Genomic DNA, 17,460 nt, shown 5'->3' on the forward strand with positions numbered 1-17,460 from the left:
AAAGACAAATTAGAATTAAGATTTATTAAATTTTATAATTGAATTTATGAGTAAAGAAAAATTAAGAAGAGACGCCTTATTATACCATTCAGAACCACAACCTGGAAAAATCAAAATAGTACCTACAAAACCTTATGCCACACAACGTGATTTAGGATTGGCCTATTCTCCGGGAGTAGCTGAACCTTGTTTAGAAATTGCCAAAGATGTCAATAATGTCTATAAATATACTGCCAAAGGAAATCTGGTAGCGGTAATTTCAAACGGAACTGCGGTTTTAGGATTGGGAGATATTGGTCCGGAAGCTTCTAAACCGGTAATGGAAGGAAAGTCGTTATTGTTTAAAATTTTTGCTGATATTGACAGTATTGACATTGAATTAGACACTAAAGATGTGGATAAATTCATTGAAACGGTAAAAATAATGGCGCCTACTTTTGGAGGAATCAATCTGGAAGACATTAAAGCGCCAGAAGCATTTGAAATCGAAAGAAGATTAAAAGAAGAATTGGATATTCCGGTGATGCATGATGATCAGCATGGAACGGCAATTATTTCGGCGGCAGCCTTATTGAATGCATTGGAAATTACCAATAAAAAAATAGAAGAAGTACGTATTGTAGTAAGTGGAGCGGGAGCTGCGGCTGTTTCTTGTACTAAATTATATAAAGCTTTTGGTGCCCGTGCTGAAAACATTGTGATGTTAGACAGTAAAGGCGTAATTAGAAGTGACAGAGAAAATTTATCTGGTGAGAAATTAGAATTTGCTTCAGATAGAAAGATTGATACTCTGGAAGAAGCGATGGTCGATGCCGATGTTTTCATTGGATTATCTATTGCCGATGTTGTTAATGCTGAGATGTTACTCACAATGGCAAAAGATCCAATTGTTTTTGCAATGGCAAATCCAGATCCTGAAATTGGTTATGAATTAGCGGTGCAAACCAGAAAAGATATTATCATGGCAACAGGACGTTCAGATCATCCTAATCAGGTGAATAACGTTTTGGGATTCCCCTATATTTTTAGAGGTGCACTGGATGTTAGAGCTACAAAAATTAACGAAGCTATGAAAATGGCTGCCGTTAAAGCTTTAGCCGAATTAGCAAAAGAATCTGTTCCTGAGCAGGTAAATATTGCCTATGGCGAAACGCGTCTGGCTTTTGGTAGAGATTACATTATCCCTAAACCTTTTGATCCAAGATTGATTTATTCAGTTCCTCCGGCTGTTGCTAAAGCGGCAATGGATTCAGGTGTAGCCCGAATTGCAATTGAAGATTGGGATAATTATAAAGAAGAATTGTTATTGCGTTCAGGTAATGATAATAAAGTAGTTCGTATGCTTCACAATAGAGCAAAAACAAATCCTAAGAAGATTGTATTTGCCGAAGCAGATCAACTAGATGTTCTAAAAGCTGCCCAAATTGTTTTTGAAGAAGGTATTGCTATACCGATTTTATCAGGTAATAAAGAAACTATTTTAGAACTTAAAAAAGAGTTAGATTTTAATGCAGATGTGGTAATTATTGATTCTAAAGATGCTGAATCTAAGGAAAAAAGGACACAATATGCTGAGAAATATTGGAACAACAGAAAAAGAAGCGGAGCCACCTTATACAGTTCTCAGTCAAAAATGAGAGAGCGTAATTATTTTGGAGCGATGATGGTTCTGGAAGGTGACGCTGACGGAATGATTTCGGGTTATACCAGAGCGTATCCAACGGTGGTGAAACCTATTTTTGAAGTGATTGGAAGAGCTGCTAATGTGAAAAAAGTGGCTACGGTTAATATTTTGACCACAGAAAGAGGCCCGATGTTTTTAGCTGATACTGCTATTAATATTGACCCAACAGCAGAAGAATTAGCAGATATTGCCCAAATGACGGCAAATGTTGCGACCACTTTTGGGTTTGATTCTGTTATTGCAATGCTTTCGTATTCTAATTTTGGTTCATCAACACATCCTAATGCTGCTAAAGTTAGAAAAGCAGTTAGCATTTTGCATGAAAACAATCCGGAATTAGTAGTGGATGGAGACATTCAAACTGATTTTGCTTTAAATACCGAATTATTGCAAAAGACTTTTCCTTTTTCAAAATTGGCAGGTAAAAAAGTAAATACACTTGTTTTTCCAAATTTAGAATCAGCTAATATCACTTATAAATTGTTGAAGGAATTGAATAAGTCTGAATCAATTGGGCCTATCATGATGGGACTGGCTGAGCCGGTTCATATTCTTCAACTGGGTGCAAGTGTGAATGAAATTGTAAACATGACTGCCGTAGCTGTAATTGATGCTCAGGAGCGTGAAAAAAAAAGAAAAGCTTAATATAGACTTTTGCCAGAGGCAATGGTGTAAAATCTAAAACAGCTGCCGATTTTGATACCTTTGTTTATACTAGTAATAATTCAAAATAATCGTTGAAGAATAATCGCTTTAGTTCTTAAAACGGAATTGTCATAAATTTCAAAAAGGCGAGCCCAATTTTGTAAAGAAATTGGGTTCGCTTTTTATTTGTAGCTTAATTTTTAGACTGATTTTATAATACCGATTATGTATTCAATATATCCCTCCAAAAAAAGAGGACTATTTTCATACTATATCGGCATTATACCAGAACGTCATGGATTAAAAAATAAATACAATTGGTATAATTTGTAATTTTGCCGACGAAAATTTGATGGATTTTAGTTTAAAGTCCTTTAGCATACAATAAATCAACCCATACCGATGATAGCAATAAATCAAATCCATAAATATTCACTAGATAATGTCCTTTTTGTATTTGCATTAGAAATGGAAGCAGGCGAAGTTTTTCATGCTCAAAACAAGTTGTTCACCGGAATAGGGAAGGTGAATGCTACTTATGAATTGACTAAGGCTATTCATCAAAAAAAGCCTGATTTAATTGTAAATTTAGGTTCTGCCGGAAGCAGTCAATTCAGTAAAGGAGATGTTGTTTGTTGTACGCAGTTTGTACAACGCGATATGGATGTAAGAGGTTTGGGCTTCGAACTTTATCAAACACCTTTTTCGGACGTGCCATCGTTATTGCAATATGGTTTGCCAATGGAAAGTCTTCCTGAAGGAATTTGTGGTACGGGAGATAGTTTTGAAATGGGACATACCGAAACTAAATACGATGTTGTTGATATGGAAGCTTATGCTCTGGCAACTATTGCTATGAAAGAAAAGATTCCGTTTTTATGTCTTAAATACATTTCAGATGGTGCCGATGATAACGCAGCCGATGACTGGACAGTTTTAGTTCACAAAGCCTCTGTTGCTTTTGGTGAAATTCTTCAAATTAAGAACTAGTTTATTTAATAAGTAATGAAGGTGGAAGTTTTAAAAACAATAGAAAAAATAATTGAAACTCCATTTGTCGAAGATGAATTTGAGGTTGGTTCCGTTTGTTTTGCCAATGACGAAGATCTAAGAGCCGATTTTAAGCTCCAGTTCAGCACTTATGATGTGGTCAATTATGTCTATGGTATTTATCAATTGCTTTGGGAAGAAAATGAAAAAATAGAAATTTCGCTTTTGAAAATTCCTTATCCCATTAGCGCTTCTTCTTTCTGGCAATATAGTAGCATTGGAAAGAAATTCCGTCAAGAACATCCTATTCAAGAAATGGAATTTATTGTTGTTTCCGAATTAAATTGGGAAAGCGTTTAAAATGCTTAAATAACTATTGTTTTTTATGGCTTTATGATTCAAATCATAAAATAGAATTAGCACTCAAACTTAGCTTTGTGGTAAATTAAAAAACAATATTATGAATAATAATCAGAAAGCATTAATCAAAGCTACAATCCCCATTTTACAATCATCAGGCGAAGTCTTAACTGACTATTTTTATAAAAGAATGTTTGAATACAATCCCGAGTTAAAATCTGTTTTTAATATGGGAAATCAGGCTAATGGCAAACAAAAGCATGCCCTTGCAGGAGCTATTTTGGCTTATGCAGAGCACATTGATAATCCTTCGGTATTGATTAATGTTCTGAAAGGAATTGGAAACAAACACGTAAGTTTAAATATTCAAGCCGAAGATTATGCCATTGTAGGAGGGCATTTAATAGCTTCGATACAAGAAGTTTTAGGAGATGTAGCCACACCGGAATTAGTAGATGCCTGGACTGTTGCGTATAATGAATTGGCAGAAATAATGATCGGTATTGAAGCCGAATTCTATCTTAAAAATACAGAAAAAACAGGAGCCTGGAACGGTTGGAGAAATTTTACCATCAAAGAAATCGTTAGCGAATCAGATGAAATCAAATCATTTTATTTGTATCCAACGGATGGAAAAGAAATTGCAACTTATATTGCAGGGCAATATTTAAGTGTGCAGGTTTTTGTTGAACAATTGGGATTGTTACAACCAAGGCAGTACAGTCTTTCTAGTGCATTTCATCCAAATTATTATAGGATATCTGTCAAAAAAGAAACTGCTTTGGAAACTCAGCCAGAAGGTATGGTTTCGAATACTTTACACCAAATGAAAGAAGACGACACAGTAAATGTATCGGCTCCTGCGGGGAATTTTTCATTACAAAGTATTGATGCACCCATAGTTTTAATAAGTGGTGGAGTGGGAGTGACTCCATTGTTGAGTATGTTAGAAACCAATCAAAAAGCAAATAAAAATAAAACGGTTTGGATTCATGGTTGCCGCAACTCATCAGTTCATGCTTTCAAAGAAGTAATTGATACGATGGAAGAAGAATCAGACTGGTTAGAAACCTTTTTGTTTAATGAAGACATAGAACAAAATGTGGAATCAGGTGTTATCGAAGGAAGAGTCGATTTGAAAAAATGCAAAGAAGCTATTTTATTAGAAAATGCCCGCTATTATTTATGCGGTCCAGCGCCTTTTATCAAAGCTCACTACGAATCATTAGTTGGTTTTAATGTTGATAAATCAAATATTTTCTATGAAGAATTTGGTCCTCAGTCTGTTTCTTTAAATTAAAGTTTAGGTGGTAGTTTTAAATGAGTAAAAATTAACCCTTTCAAAGTTTTGAATTCTGAAAGGGTTAAAATGCTTTTGTGTTTGATATTGCGTAAAGTAGGGCAAGTGAAGAAATCTTGGCTATAAGGATTGAATTTATATTGTTTATTTAGCGTGTGTAACGAAGTCTGGAAACTTAGTAGAGAATTGGTATAAAAAAAAGCGACTAAAATAAGTCGCTGTGGGTTCCTGTATTGATAAATAAAAGAGTAAGTTCATTATCGTTTTGTAACCAAACTAAAAGCCAGTCGCCTTTAATATGGCATTCCCAGCAATTATCATAATTACCCGATAATTTATGTGGTTTGTATTTTTGAGGTAGAGTTCCTTTTTTTTCTAAAATAGAAATTACAGCTTCTAGTTTAGACATGTCGTAACCTCTTTTTTTGCAAAGTTTATAATCTTTTTTAAATTTATTTGAAAATGAAATTTTATACATTTAAGAATTTAGTTTTTCAAATAAATCTTCAACGTTTTTTACTTTAATTACTCCAATTCCGTTTTTTGCATCTTGTATTGCTTTCTCGGTTTTAGCGTTGTAACGTGGTTTTTCGGCATTTTTAAAAACGCCCAACGAGAGTATATATGCAATAGTTTTTTTTGCGATAACGTTACGAGCATCATAAGATAATGTTATTGTGGCCATAAGATAAATTTTTAATACTACAAAGATATAAAATATTCCAAATTAAAAATCTTAACAAAAGCAAAATTAGTATAAGCTTCGGCTGTTGTTGTGGCTTTGTTGTAAAAACAGTTTGTGGTTCATAACTCCTGATGATTTCTCTTTATTTCCAATTTGTAAATCCCTAATTTGCGCCCTCAAATTAGCAAGAAAAAATGAAGGTCTGTATTGCCGAAAAACCAAGTGTAGCACGTGAAATTGCATCCGTTTTAGGAGCGAATACCAAACACGATGGGTATTATGAAGGTAATGGCTATGCTGTAACTTACACTTTTGGTCACTTATGTACCTTAAAAGAACCCAACGATTACAGACCGTATTGGAAAAGTTGGGATTTGAATAATCTTCCGATGCTTCCCGAAAAATTTGAAACTAAAGTAGTGGAGAATGCAGGGATTCAGAAGCAATTTAGAATTATAAAAAGTTTATTTGATAAAGCCGAATTGGTTATAAACTGCGGGGATGCCGGGCAGGAAGGAGAGCTGATTCAGCGTTGGGTTATGAATGAAGCCAATTATAAAGGAGAGGTAAAACGCCTGTGGATATCTTCGTTAACTACCGAAGCCATAAGAGAAGGTTTTGAAAACTTAAAACCATCCGCCAACTACGATAATTTATATTATGCCGGTTTTTCCAGAGCCATTGGCGACTGGTTATTGGGTATGAATGCCACCCGTTTGTACACTGTAAAACATGGCGGTTACAAACAAGTATTGTCTATTGGACGTGTTCAAACGCCAACATTGGCAATGGTTGTGGATCGTTTTAAAGAAATCGAGAATTTCAAGCCGCAACCATATTGGGAGTTGCAAACCTTATATAGAGAAACCCTTTTTAGTTATGAAGAAGGACGTTTTCTAAAAAAGGAAGACGGAGCAATTTTAGCCGATAAAGTCAAGGAAAGTGATTTCGAAATTGTTTCTGTCGAAAAAAAGAATGGAAATGAATTTGCTCCTAAGCTATTTGATTTAACAGGTTTGCAGGTGTATTGTAATACCAAGTTTGGGTTTTCGGCTGATGAAACACTTAAAATAGTTCAAACTTTATACGAACAAAAAGTAGTTACCTATCCTAGAGTAGATACTACTTTTTTACCAAGTGATATTTACCCTAAAGTACCGGATATTCTTCAAAAACTGACTAATTATGCTTCATTGACAGAAGTGCTTTTAGGAAAGAAAATAAAAAAATCGCCTAAGGTTTTCAATGATAAAAAAGTCACCGATCACCATGCAATAATCCCTACGGGTGTACAATCTAATTTACAGTACAATCAGCAACAGGTGTATGATATCATTGTAAAGCGTTTTATTGCTGTTTTTTATGATGATTGCGTGGTTGCCAATACCACAGTAATTGGTAAAGCAGCCGATGTAATGTTCAAAACTACGGGAAAAGAAATCTTGAAAAAAGGATTCCGAGTTGTTTTTGAAGACCCAAATGCCAAAGAAAAAGAAGCGGATATATTACCCAGTTTTGTTGTGGGGGAAAAAGGTCCACACGAACCTTCATTTTTAGAAAAAGAAACCAAAGCGCCTAATCAGTTTACCGAGGCTTCTTTATTAAGAGCAATGGAAACAGCAGGTAAGCAGGTGGATGATGAGGATTTACGGGAATTGATGAAAGAAAACGGTATTGGACGACCATCTACAAGGGCTAATATTATTGAAACGCTTTTTAAACGCCAATACATTGTTCGAAATAAAAAACAAGTTTTGCCTACGCCAACAGGAATTCAGCTTATTGATATCATTCAGAATGAATTGATAAAGTCGGCTGAGTTGACGGGTTCCTGGGAAAAGCAGTTAAAGGATATTGAAAAAGGAACTTTTACTGCTGCTGCGTTTATTAATAACATGAAACGCATGGTAGATGCTTTGGTATATGAAGTACGGAGTGAAACTACCCGTGCCAATATTTCGCATGCCGGAAGTATTCAAAAAGAAGTGGCTGCTGTTGAGAAAAAGAAAGCGGCGGGAATGGAAGCTGAATCCTGTCCGAAATGTAAAAAAGCCACATTAATAAAAGGGAAATCAGCCTATGGTTGTGCTGATTATAAAGCCGGTTGCGATTTTCTATTGCCTTTTACTTTTGGAACCAAAAAAATATCGGAGAACCAATACTTGCGATTGCTCCAAAAAGGCTCTACAGTCAATTTAAAAGACTTTAAAATTGATGATGATATAGTGGAAGGTTTGCTTCGTTTTGATGAGAATTTCAAACTTAAATTAGAGCCTAAGAAAACAGCACCGAAGACAATATCTGCACCAACATCAGATGAATTAGCTTGCCCAAAATGTCAAAAAGGAACCATTATAAAAGGCAAAACCGCCTATGGTTGTAGTGATTATAAATCAGGTTGTGACTTTAAAGTTACTTTTGAAGTAGTTAGAGAAAAATTAAAAGATCAAAAACCAACTAAAGAACTGGTTTATGCTATTTTGAAGGAAGGAGTCTAAGAAGCATTTTTCTTAAGCTTTGAACCAAATAGTTACACTTTTGTATGAATCTATTTCAGGACAAGACAATTCATTAAAACAATGCATTGTATAAAAATTGCTGTAGGGTGGTGAGAATCATTGATGTACTTTTTCCAACCTGACCCTTATTCCTAACCTTATAGTAATTTTTCACATTTAGAATGTTAAATCACCTAATTCAAACTTTGCTCTCTGAATATATTCGGTGTGATTCCAACCTCTTTTTTAAACAAACGGGAAAAATAAGTAGGATTTTCAAATCCTAGAGAAACAGAAATTTCAGTAATATTCATTTTTCCCTCTTTCAATAAATTTTTTGCTTCTGAAATCAAGTAGAGATGAATAAGTTCCAAGGCAGTTTTGCCTGTTTCCTGTTTTAGCATATCACTCAAATAACGTGAAGAAATATTCAGTTTTTCCGCTAAATAACTAACAGTAGGGAGTCCCAAATCATTATTTTTTCTATTTTCAAAATACTCTGAAAGCAAATCATTAAACTTTGTAAATGTTGCCCCGGATAATTCCTCGCGATTGATAAACTGTCGTTTGTAAAAGCGCTGTGCATATTTAAGCATCGTATCAAGATGACTAAGAATAATGGTCTTGCTGTAATCATCAACGTTATTGTGGTATTCTTTTTCCATCGCATACACCAGATTCCAAACCGTCTCTTCTTCACTGGGCGAAAGGTGTAACGCTTCATTTACTTCGTATTCAAAATAAGCATATTTCTTGATTTCATTATGCAAAGTTGTTCCTGATAAAAAATCCTCGTGAATAAGAATTATAAAACAATCTTCCTCTAAACGAATGTTTTTGCATCCGGTAATCTGTCTCGGTTTAATGAATGACATTTTTCCCTGATTATGATCGTATTTTGTTTTTCCGTATTGTATGCTTCCAGATTCGATCTTTTTGAAAATAATGATATAAAAGTCAGCCGTAAATTCAGATTCCTTGCCAACACTGCAGCATTCCATATCGCCCCGAGCAATATAAAACAACGGATGCTCAGGAGCTTTAAGTCCGATAGCTTGGTTGTAACTACTTATTTTATCGAAATGATTCATTTGTTTAATTTTAAAAGAAAAGCAGAACCCGACGAATCGGATTCTGCAAATTTAAACTTTATTTTCCATGTGCCGCTTCAGAAACGTCCTGCCATTCTTCCCAGGTTTTCAAACGTTCGCCATAAGCATATTTAGTCCATTGTACACCAGCTTTGCCTAAAAGTAATCTTAATGGAGGATTTTCTGCATCTACCAGTTTTAAAACGGCTTCTGAAGTCGCTTCAGGCACGCCATTATCTTCTTCTTTGTTTCCTGCGAAAAGTGCTGTTCTTACGGCATCATACTGTGGCAAAGGTTTACTTTGTACTGCAGAAGATGCAGCAAAATCGGTTTCATAACCATTTGGTTCTACAAGAGTGACTTTGATTCCGAAACCTGCAACTTCTGCAGCCAGAGATTCAGTCAGACCTTCAACAGCAAATTTAGAAGCACTGTAAATCCCTAAAATAGGCAATGCAATAACACCCAAAACACTTGAAAGCTGAATAATATGACCCGATTTTTGTTCACGCATAATAGGAATAACTGCCTGTGTAAGCCAAATTAATCCAAGTACATTGGTCTCAAACTGTGTTCGGATTTCCTGTTCTTCCAATTCTTCAATGGCACCAAAATGTCCGTATCCTGCATTATTAATTAATACATCAATTGCGCCAAAATGGCTTTTTGCTTTTGAAACTGCTTCAAAGGATGCTTTTTTATCGGTTACATCTAATTGTAAGACCAATAAATTTTCCTGATATTCTGATGCCAAATCCTTTAATGATTCTGTATTTCTTACTGTTGCTACAACATTATCGCCACGTTTAAGAAAAGCTTCTGTCCAAATTTTTCCGAATCCTCGAGATGCACCTGTTATAAAAATTGTCTTTTTCATTATACTATATTTTATTGTTTTAATTATTGAGACAAATTTCCGTTAATTCCTATTTGTAATAATGATACAAAAGTGGGCAATAATGAAACGTTTTAACGAAACCGCATCAATTATTAAAGGTATTAGGATATACAAATAAAAACAGAGGATTAAGTTAAGCCCTATTATAAGTGTAATCACATTTTCTATTAAAAATTTGATCGGAATTTTAAAAGGGGATTTTAATAGAACTAACCGCCAGATTAGAACTTGCTTTAGCAACAACTCTGCTATTATTTTGATTTATTACTATCGCATTGAAATGAATAATTGTTTTTCCTAATTTGATTAATTCTGTTTTAACCAAAACGGTATCATTTTCAAAAGCAGGATTAAAAAAATCGACATTTAAATTAATGGTAGGATAGAAGTTCTCTAAACCGAGTATCATAAAATTAATCCCGATGCAATCATCAATCATACTTGAAATAACCCCTCCGTGAAGCATTCCGACAGGGTTTGTCATTTCTTTTCTAACTATAAACTTAAATTCTATTGATTTATCGTTTACAGAAACTACCGTCCCATTTAGCCATTTGGCAAATGGAGACGGACTTCCTGAAAATGGTTTACCAATAAAAGCTTTAAGTAATTGAAGTCTTTTATTTTCCATTTTTATTTATTTAGCTAAAAATTCTAATGCTCTTTTTACAAAATCTTCGTGGTTTTGGAATATTGAACCGTGACCTGCATCCTTGTAAATAATTATCTCTGAATTTTTTATGCGATTTTTTAATTCGTATGAATTACTGGCAGGAACCATTTTATCGTTGTCACCGTTTACAACTAAGACAGCTTGTGTAATTACTGATAAGTCTTGCGGAGCTTGCAATCCATAAGCCTTTATTGCTTCGAGCTGATGTGTCAGGTGTTTCATTTTTAATTTCTCGCCTCTATTTTCTTTTCTTTCTTTTATCCTTTTAAGATAACTTTTTGCCGCTTTGTGTCCATTAGCATTGCTGTTGAAGAACAAATAGAATTTTGGATTTCTGAAGGTAAAATTCCCTTTGATTACATCTTTGATAACTACGGGTGTCATTTTGCTGATACCAGCACCACCAGCAGGTCCAGTTCCGGCAAGAATTACTTTGCGTACAAGTTGCGGCTCACGAAGTAAAATTTCCTGTGAGATGAAACCACCTAATGAAAACCCGAAAAGGTCAACTTTTTGATAACCGAGTGCTTTTATAAAAGCTATTGCATCTGTAGCCATTTCTGCAACGTTTTTTGGAGTTACTCCTCCTGTAGAACCTATGCCTCGATTATCAAAGCCAATGATTGGATGTTCGGAAGCGAAGCCTTCCATAATTTTTGGGTCACAATCATCCATTGTAGCGGTTAAGTGATTTAGAAAAATTATTGGTAAACCTGGTTTATCTTCGCCAAGTTTGCGATAATAGAAATCTGTTCCTCCAACATTTATGGATTGTGTTTTTACATTTTTGAAGTTCATAATTGTAGTTTTTAGTGAATTATTATTTTAATTATTTGTTTGATTATGTGCAATATTAATCCCTATGAAGGACAAAAGCAGTAATAATTTTATTTTTTTATTTTTACAAAATTTTATTATATCTAACCCGTTGGGTGTAATTCATGAAATTTTTATTTAACACATAGAAACATAGATTTTACTTTAAAAAAGAATGCAAAAAAGAAATACATTTCTTTCACATAGTGCGCTATGTGTGTTTTAAAAAAGTAAAACGACTTCTTTCGACCTTACATAATCTATGTTTCTATGTGTTGAAAATAATTACACCCAACGGGTTATATCCAGGATTATTATATCATTTTTTCCTGGAAAGTTATTATTGATTTAAACACCTATACTTCTTCAATTGTTGGAGGAATCAATTTATACATCACTGGAGTAACAATTCTTGATAGTATGGTAGAGCTTATCAATCCTCCAATTAATACAATTGCCAACGGAGATATTTGAGGATTGGAATTTAATGCCAGAGGAATCAAACCACAGATTGCCGTAATTGATGTTAAAACTACTGGAAGAAAACGGGTTTCACCAGCAATAGCAATTGCTTCATCAATAGACTTACCTTCTTGTCTTAATTGGTTCGTAAAATCGACCAGAAGAAGGGAGTTTTTTACTTGAATTCCAGACAATCCAATGAAACCTATAATAGAAACCAACGACATTGGGTTTCCTGTTGCTAATAAAAACAATACACCTCCAAGAACTCCTAATGGAATGATGGATAGTACGATGATGATTCCTTTAAATGTTTTAAATTGTAGCAATAAAACAGCGATGAATAAAAACGTACTCAATATAATTACAGAAAGGAAATTGCCTCCCAATGCATCACCTTCTGATTCTTTTTCTCCTGATAGTTTGTAATAATATCCTTTTGGCATTTTTAATTTATCCAATTTCGGAATAATATCTACCAATAAATCATTGGCATAAAAGCCTTTTGCAGACATAGCCGAAACTTTTGAAAAGCGTGATTTGTTGAAGTGATTTATGGCTGTAGGTGCCGTTTCAAAAGTTATCGTTGCAATTTGATTAAGTGCAATTGGTGTTCCCTGAATATTATTTACATACAAATTTTTAAGTGCATCGAGATTAGAAAACTTATCTCTTGGGAGTGTAATTGTAACATTTCTTGCATCGCCACGGTCATCAATGTAATCTCCTACGGTTAGTCCTGCTACAGCAAGTCGAATTACTTTATCTGCCTCGCTTGTTAAAACCCCAAGCGTTCTTGCTTTTTCTTTATTAATTTTTACTTTGACATCGGTTTTATACGTATTCAACTCGTTGTTGATGTAAACCGTACCTTTCTGATTTCGCAAAATAGTTTCTACTTGAGAAGACAGTTTGCGCAAAACTTCCTGGTCTTCTCCAAATAACCGCACCACGATATTTGCTTCCAAAGGTGTTCCTTGTTCAAAATCTTTTACCTCTACCTTAGCATAAGGCATAGTTTTAAACTTATCACGTAATTTTTCGATTAAAGCCGTTTTTTCAGTAGGGGTAGCTTCGTCTTCCAACTGAACGAAAATTTGAGCAAAATCAGATTTTCTATCTTGTGGATGCACGTTGTAATAAATCTGCGGATTTCCTTTCCCCACATTTGAAGTGTAATACACAATATCTTTGTGGTTTTTCAATTCTGCTTCCACAATTTTTGTAACCCTGTCACTTTCTGAAATATTAGCTTGAAGTGGCATTTTAATATTGATAAGAAACATTGGTTTTTCTGAATTTGGAAACAATTTAAACCCGGTTACCTTGAGTAATCCAAAAGCGGTAATGCTCAACATTATAGATATAGCGATAGTTGTTCTAGGAAATTTTAATGCTTTAGGCATTATGTCCCTGTAACTTCTGGTAAGGAATTTTTGCAAATATTGAAGAAAAATGTTTCCTTCACCGTGTTCGTGTGTTTTTAGAAATCTACTCCCAAGGAATGGAACTAATGTCAAGGCTACAATCATAGAAGCCAATACACTTGTGATAACCGCCATAGGTAAACTTCGGATGAATTCACCTGCCATATCAGGAAGAAAAACCAGCGGTAAAAAGGCAATGACCAGAGTTACCGTACATCCAACAACAGCAATTCCTATTTGTTTTGTTCCCATTAGAACGGCTTCCATTTTTGTATGGCCTTCTCTTAGCCAGCGCTCAATGTTTTCGACAACCACAATACTATCATCGACCAACAATCCTAAAGCAACCACCAATCCAACAATACTTAATTGGTTTAAGGAATACCCTAAAGCATTCATTGCAATTAATCCTAAAGCCAATGATAAAGGTATGGATATCATAACGATAAGGGATGCTCTAGAACCTAATGGTACTAATGTGATAACAACCAAAAGAATGGCTAATCCAAAATCAAAACCTAAATGTCCCAAACGCTTTGATACCATATCGGCTTGATCAAAGTTCTTTATTAGTTTGATGTTAGCAGGCAAGTCTTTAGAGAATGCATCTACTAATGGTAAATATTCTTTCTGAACATCACTAATGTTTACATTGTCCTTCATTCCGGCAGTAACCAAAACGCATCGGTGTCCATTAATTCTTGTAATATGATTTACTACTTCAGATTTGTAACTTACTTCGGCTACATCTTTCAGATAGATGATTTTTCCATTTGCATTGTAAACAACCGTATTGGCAACATCATCAGCATTTTTGAATTTACCACTTGTTTTTACATTGAATACTTTGGTATCCAAATCAATACTTCCACCAGGAATATCAGCAGCTTCACTTTGTAAACTTCCCATTACTATATTCAATGGAATTTTTAATTGTGCCAATTTTTCTAAATTCAAATCCACTCGTATTTCCTGTTCTGGAATTCCAGCGTATTTTACATCCTTAAGATTGGTGATTTTTTCTATTTTTGTCTTTAGTTTATCCGCTTCATCACGGAGTTTTTTATCAGAGGCATTTTCGGAAACCAATGCTACCTGAAGAATTTTCACATCCGAAGACGAAATCTTCTCCGTCTTAATCATATAAATATCTTTTGGCAATTCACCACTTTTTAGGGCATTCATTTCGGTAGAGATTTCCTGATATTTATTATCAACATCAACTCCATATTTGAATTTTACCTGAAAAGCGGCAACACCATCTTCAACGGTAGTTAAGATTTTATCAATGTTTTCAAGTCCGTAAATTTTATTTTCGATAGGTTTTACGACTTGTTCCTCCATATCTTTTGGACTCGTACCAGGATAAATAACTGTAATCAAATATTGTGGCGGATGCGTTCCTGGGTCTTCTGCTCTAGGCATCGTGAATAAGGTAAGAACCCCTACTACAGCGACTAAAAGAGCTAGAATCAGTGTAAACTGATAATTCTTAACTGAAAAGTTTGTTATCTTCATAATGCTGATTATTTAATGATCTTGATCTTTGATTCTTCATTTAGATAGGCACTGTTAGAGATCACTATTTGATCTGTTTTTTGCAGGCCTTCTTTGATGTACACCGTTTTATTTTCAAATTTAAAAATGGTAACAGCTTGTCTTTTTACTTTGTTGTTTTCCACTATAAATACAAAGGCTTTATTGCCATCGGCTTCAATAAGTGAATTATAAGGGATGATGATAAAATCTTCTGCATTCTCTGCTTTAATTTCTGCTTTCCCAAACATACCAACTGCCGGTTTACTGTTTTTCATATTCAGTTTTAATTCTACCTGAAAAGAACCCAGTGCTGCATCTGCAGATTGTGACTTTCGAAAAACAAAAGCATCAAAGTGCTCTTCTGGATAGCCATCAAGAGTAACAACTGCTTTCTGACCAATTTTTGTTGATGCCCATTCTTTATCTGTCAAACCGATTTTTAATAAATAATTGTTATTTTGATTTGTTTCATTTATTGCCAGAATAGAAGAACCGGATTCAACGACTTCTCCTTCGTTAGCTATCTTACTGGCTACAAAACCATCGGCAGCAGCGTATATTTTAGCGTAACGTGCATTAAAAGCAACGGCATCTTTCTGTTTTTTGGCAATGTCAAGACCAGTTTTTGTGTTTTGAAGCTGTTCTAAAGTGTACACACTGTCTTTGTATAAATTGTTGGCACGGTTGTAATCACGTTCGTATTTTTTTACATTCAAATCCGTTTGATTTAAACCGGCATTAATTTCGGTTGCATCTAATGCTGCCAAAAGTTGGCCTTTTTTAAAAAACTGGCCTTCTTCTACATAAATTCGACTCACCACACCACCAATTTTAAAACCATAATTGGCTTGGTTTTCTGTGGTTACTAATCCAGATACACTTATATTATTTGTAAGTGCCAAAGATTGAACCGTTGCTGTTTTAATTGGAATAATATCAGCAGTTTCGAATGGTGTATGTTCTTTTTTTTCTTCTTTACAAGCATAAAAAAGAGGAAAGACAAGAAGGCATAGTATTATTGATTTTTTCATAATTATTATTATTTTGATTAATTAAAAGTAAAAGTTGCATTGGCTCTTTCTAATTCTGCAAAAGCGATCCAGGAATTATAAAGGGCAATATTGGTATTAAGCTGGGCATTTACCCATTGATTTTGAGCGTCCAGAAGTTCAATGTAAATGGCCTGACCTTCTTTGTATAATTTGGTTATATCTTCATTATATTTTTTGGCTGATTCTTTTTGATTTTTATCGGCGTAGAATTGCTCCAAAGCTGATTTCAAATTGTTTTGGGAAACCTGAAACTGAAGCAATAACTGCTGTTTTACATTATCGATCTGCGAACTGATTTTTTTACTGTCTTCTTCTGTTTGTTTAAGTTTGAATTTATTTTTGTTACCTGAAAAAATATTCCATTCCAAACCTACTCCTGCAAAATAGTAACGTGATTGTTTGTTTACTTCAAAATCAAAATCCTGAATTCCAAAATCAGCAAACCCGTTTACCTTTGGAAACCAATACGACTGGGTGAGCTTGCTTACATTATCGTTTATTTCTTTTACCTGGGTAAGTTTTTGCAGTTCTTCCCTGTTTTGGGTATTCTCTGAAACAGCGTCAATTGGTGGTGCTTCATTTTCATCGACTTCAATTACGGCATCCAGCTTTTCATTAAGCAAAAAATTAAAATAAGACCTGGCATTATTACTGTTTTGCTTTGCCGTTTCCAGATTTGCCTGTATACGTATTACCTCATTATCACTTCGTAAAACTGCCGTACGGTTTATCTTTTCATTTTTAAATAAAGATTTGTTTACTCGTTGGTTTTCCTTAACCAATGCTAAAGCATCCTCATAAATTTTAATTCCTTCAACCGATTGAAGGTATTTATAGTAAGCTGTTTTTATTTCCTTGACCAATTCCCTTTGATATATTTCCAGTTCTATTTTTTGTAATGAAGTCTGCTGGTTTTTAATTCTCTTGTTATAGATAATTTCAAAATTCAACAAAGGCATTGTGGTATGAATTTTAGCATCATAGAAATTATCCGGATTAATTAGAACAGACTGATTTTCTAAAGTTGGAAAAGCATTTGAATTTGTAATTTGATTCAGGGTATTGTATACCGGATTCAGCATATCCCCAATCGGAATATCAATTGTTCTTCCTCCTTCAGCCTTGGTATAACTTCCGTTTAAGGAAACGGTAGGGTAGAACAGGGAGCGCGCTTCTTTTAAAGCATACATACTTTTGTTAATATCAAAGTTGTGTTGCTTTATTACTTCGTTATTTTTTAGCCCGACTTCAATATAGCCGTCAAGCTTACTCTGTGAATATCCCAGATATCCAATTAAGACTAGTGTCAGAGTGAGTGTTTTTCTTATCATATTATACAT

General features: G+C 34.4%; 14 protein-coding genes. 5 read left to right on the plus strand and 9 right to left on the minus strand.

From position 1 onward, the window contains the following. Nucleotides 1-46 precede the first annotated feature (46 nt). The 4 genes from GTZ96_RS01770 (at nucleotide 47) to hmpA (ending at nucleotide 4,979) form a co-directional block, all read left to right on the plus strand. Nucleotides 47-2,329: an NADP-dependent malic enzyme gene (locus GTZ96_RS01770; RefSeq protein WP_161640869.1), complete on the plus strand. Its 2,283-nt coding sequence runs from the start codon at nucleotides 47-49 to the stop codon at nucleotides 2,327-2,329. Nucleotides 2,330-2,731: 402 nt separating this feature from the next. Further along, nucleotides 2,732-3,319 (plus strand): 5'-methylthioadenosine/S-adenosylhomocysteine nucleosidase family protein, encoded by a 588-nt coding sequence (locus GTZ96_RS01775; RefSeq protein ID WP_161640870.1) that lies wholly within the window; start codon nucleotides 2,732-2,734, stop codon nucleotides 3,317-3,319. Nucleotides 3,320-3,334: 15 nt separating this feature from the next. Then, nucleotides 3,335-3,679, plus strand: a complete 345-nt coding sequence (locus tag GTZ96_RS01780; RefSeq protein WP_161640871.1) for a hypothetical protein — start codon at nucleotides 3,335-3,337, stop codon at nucleotides 3,677-3,679. A 100-nt stretch (nucleotides 3,680-3,779) separates the two neighbouring features. Then, the gene (gene hmpA, locus GTZ96_RS01785; protein ID WP_161640872.1) at nucleotides 3,780-4,979 is read left to right on the plus strand and encodes an NO-inducible flavohemoprotein; all 1,200 of its coding nucleotides are present in this window, start codon (nucleotides 3,780-3,782) and stop codon (nucleotides 4,977-4,979) included. A gap of 205 nt (nucleotides 4,980-5,184) precedes the next feature. Here hmpA and GTZ96_RS01790 read toward each other — a convergent pair whose 3' ends face one another. Both GTZ96_RS01790 and GTZ96_RS01795 read right to left on the minus strand, forming a co-directional pair. Continuing rightward, nucleotides 5,185-5,457, minus strand: a complete 273-nt coding sequence (locus tag GTZ96_RS01790) for a type II toxin-antitoxin system YafQ family toxin (RefSeq protein WP_161640873.1) — start codon at nucleotides 5,455-5,457, stop codon at nucleotides 5,185-5,187. Continuing rightward, nucleotides 5,458-5,664 carry a hypothetical protein gene (locus tag GTZ96_RS01795; protein ID WP_161640874.1) on the minus strand — a complete coding sequence of 69 codons (207 nt, stop codon included), beginning with the start codon at nucleotides 5,662-5,664 and terminating at the stop codon, nucleotides 5,458-5,460. It lies immediately after the preceding gene. Between the two features lie 194 nt (nucleotides 5,665-5,858). Here GTZ96_RS01795 and GTZ96_RS01800 point away from each other — a divergent pair, with 194 nt between their 5' ends. Beyond that, nucleotides 5,859-8,162: a DNA topoisomerase 3 gene (locus tag GTZ96_RS01800; RefSeq protein WP_161640875.1), complete on the plus strand. Its 2,304-nt coding sequence runs from the start codon at nucleotides 5,859-5,861 to the stop codon at nucleotides 8,160-8,162. A 194-nt stretch (nucleotides 8,163-8,356) separates the two neighbouring features. Here the strand turns inward: GTZ96_RS01800 and GTZ96_RS01805 are convergent, their stop codons facing one another. From GTZ96_RS01805 to GTZ96_RS01835, 7 genes are all read right to left on the minus strand, one after another. Beyond that, on the minus strand, nucleotides 8,357-9,253 hold the full coding sequence (locus tag GTZ96_RS01805) for a helix-turn-helix domain-containing protein (RefSeq protein WP_161640876.1): 897 nt from the start codon (nucleotides 9,251-9,253) through the stop codon (nucleotides 8,357-8,359). A 58-nt stretch (nucleotides 9,254-9,311) separates the two neighbouring features. Further along, nucleotides 9,312-10,130 (minus strand): SDR family NAD(P)-dependent oxidoreductase, encoded by an 819-nt coding sequence (locus GTZ96_RS01810; RefSeq protein WP_161640877.1) that lies wholly within the window; start codon nucleotides 10,128-10,130, stop codon nucleotides 9,312-9,314. Between the two features lie 208 nt (nucleotides 10,131-10,338). Then, the gene (locus GTZ96_RS01815) at nucleotides 10,339-10,782 is read right to left on the minus strand and encodes a PaaI family thioesterase (RefSeq protein ID WP_161640878.1); all 444 of its coding nucleotides are present in this window, start codon (nucleotides 10,780-10,782) and stop codon (nucleotides 10,339-10,341) included. Nucleotides 10,783-10,788: 6 nt separating this feature from the next. Then, nucleotides 10,789-11,622: an alpha/beta fold hydrolase gene (locus tag GTZ96_RS01820; RefSeq protein WP_161640879.1), complete on the minus strand. Its 834-nt coding sequence runs from the start codon at nucleotides 11,620-11,622 to the stop codon at nucleotides 10,789-10,791. Between the two features lie 374 nt (nucleotides 11,623-11,996). Further along, nucleotides 11,997-15,047 (minus strand): efflux RND transporter permease subunit, encoded by a 3,051-nt coding sequence (locus GTZ96_RS01825; protein ID WP_161640880.1) that lies wholly within the window; start codon nucleotides 15,045-15,047, stop codon nucleotides 11,997-11,999. Between the two features lie 8 nt (nucleotides 15,048-15,055). After that, entirely contained in the window at nucleotides 15,056-16,099 is a 1,044-nt protein-coding gene (locus GTZ96_RS01830) for an efflux RND transporter periplasmic adaptor subunit (protein ID WP_161640881.1), read from the minus strand. Nucleotides 16,100-16,116: 17 nt separating this feature from the next. Beyond that, nucleotides 16,117-17,451, minus strand: a complete 1,335-nt coding sequence (locus tag GTZ96_RS01835; protein WP_207720132.1) for a TolC family protein — start codon at nucleotides 17,449-17,451, stop codon at nucleotides 16,117-16,119. Nucleotides 17,452-17,460: the final 9 nt, after the last annotated feature.

The sequence above is a fragment of the Flavobacterium undicola genome, assembly GCF_009909155.2.
GTDB classification, from domain to species: Bacteria; Bacteroidota; Bacteroidia; order Flavobacteriales; family Flavobacteriaceae; genus Flavobacterium; species Flavobacterium undicola.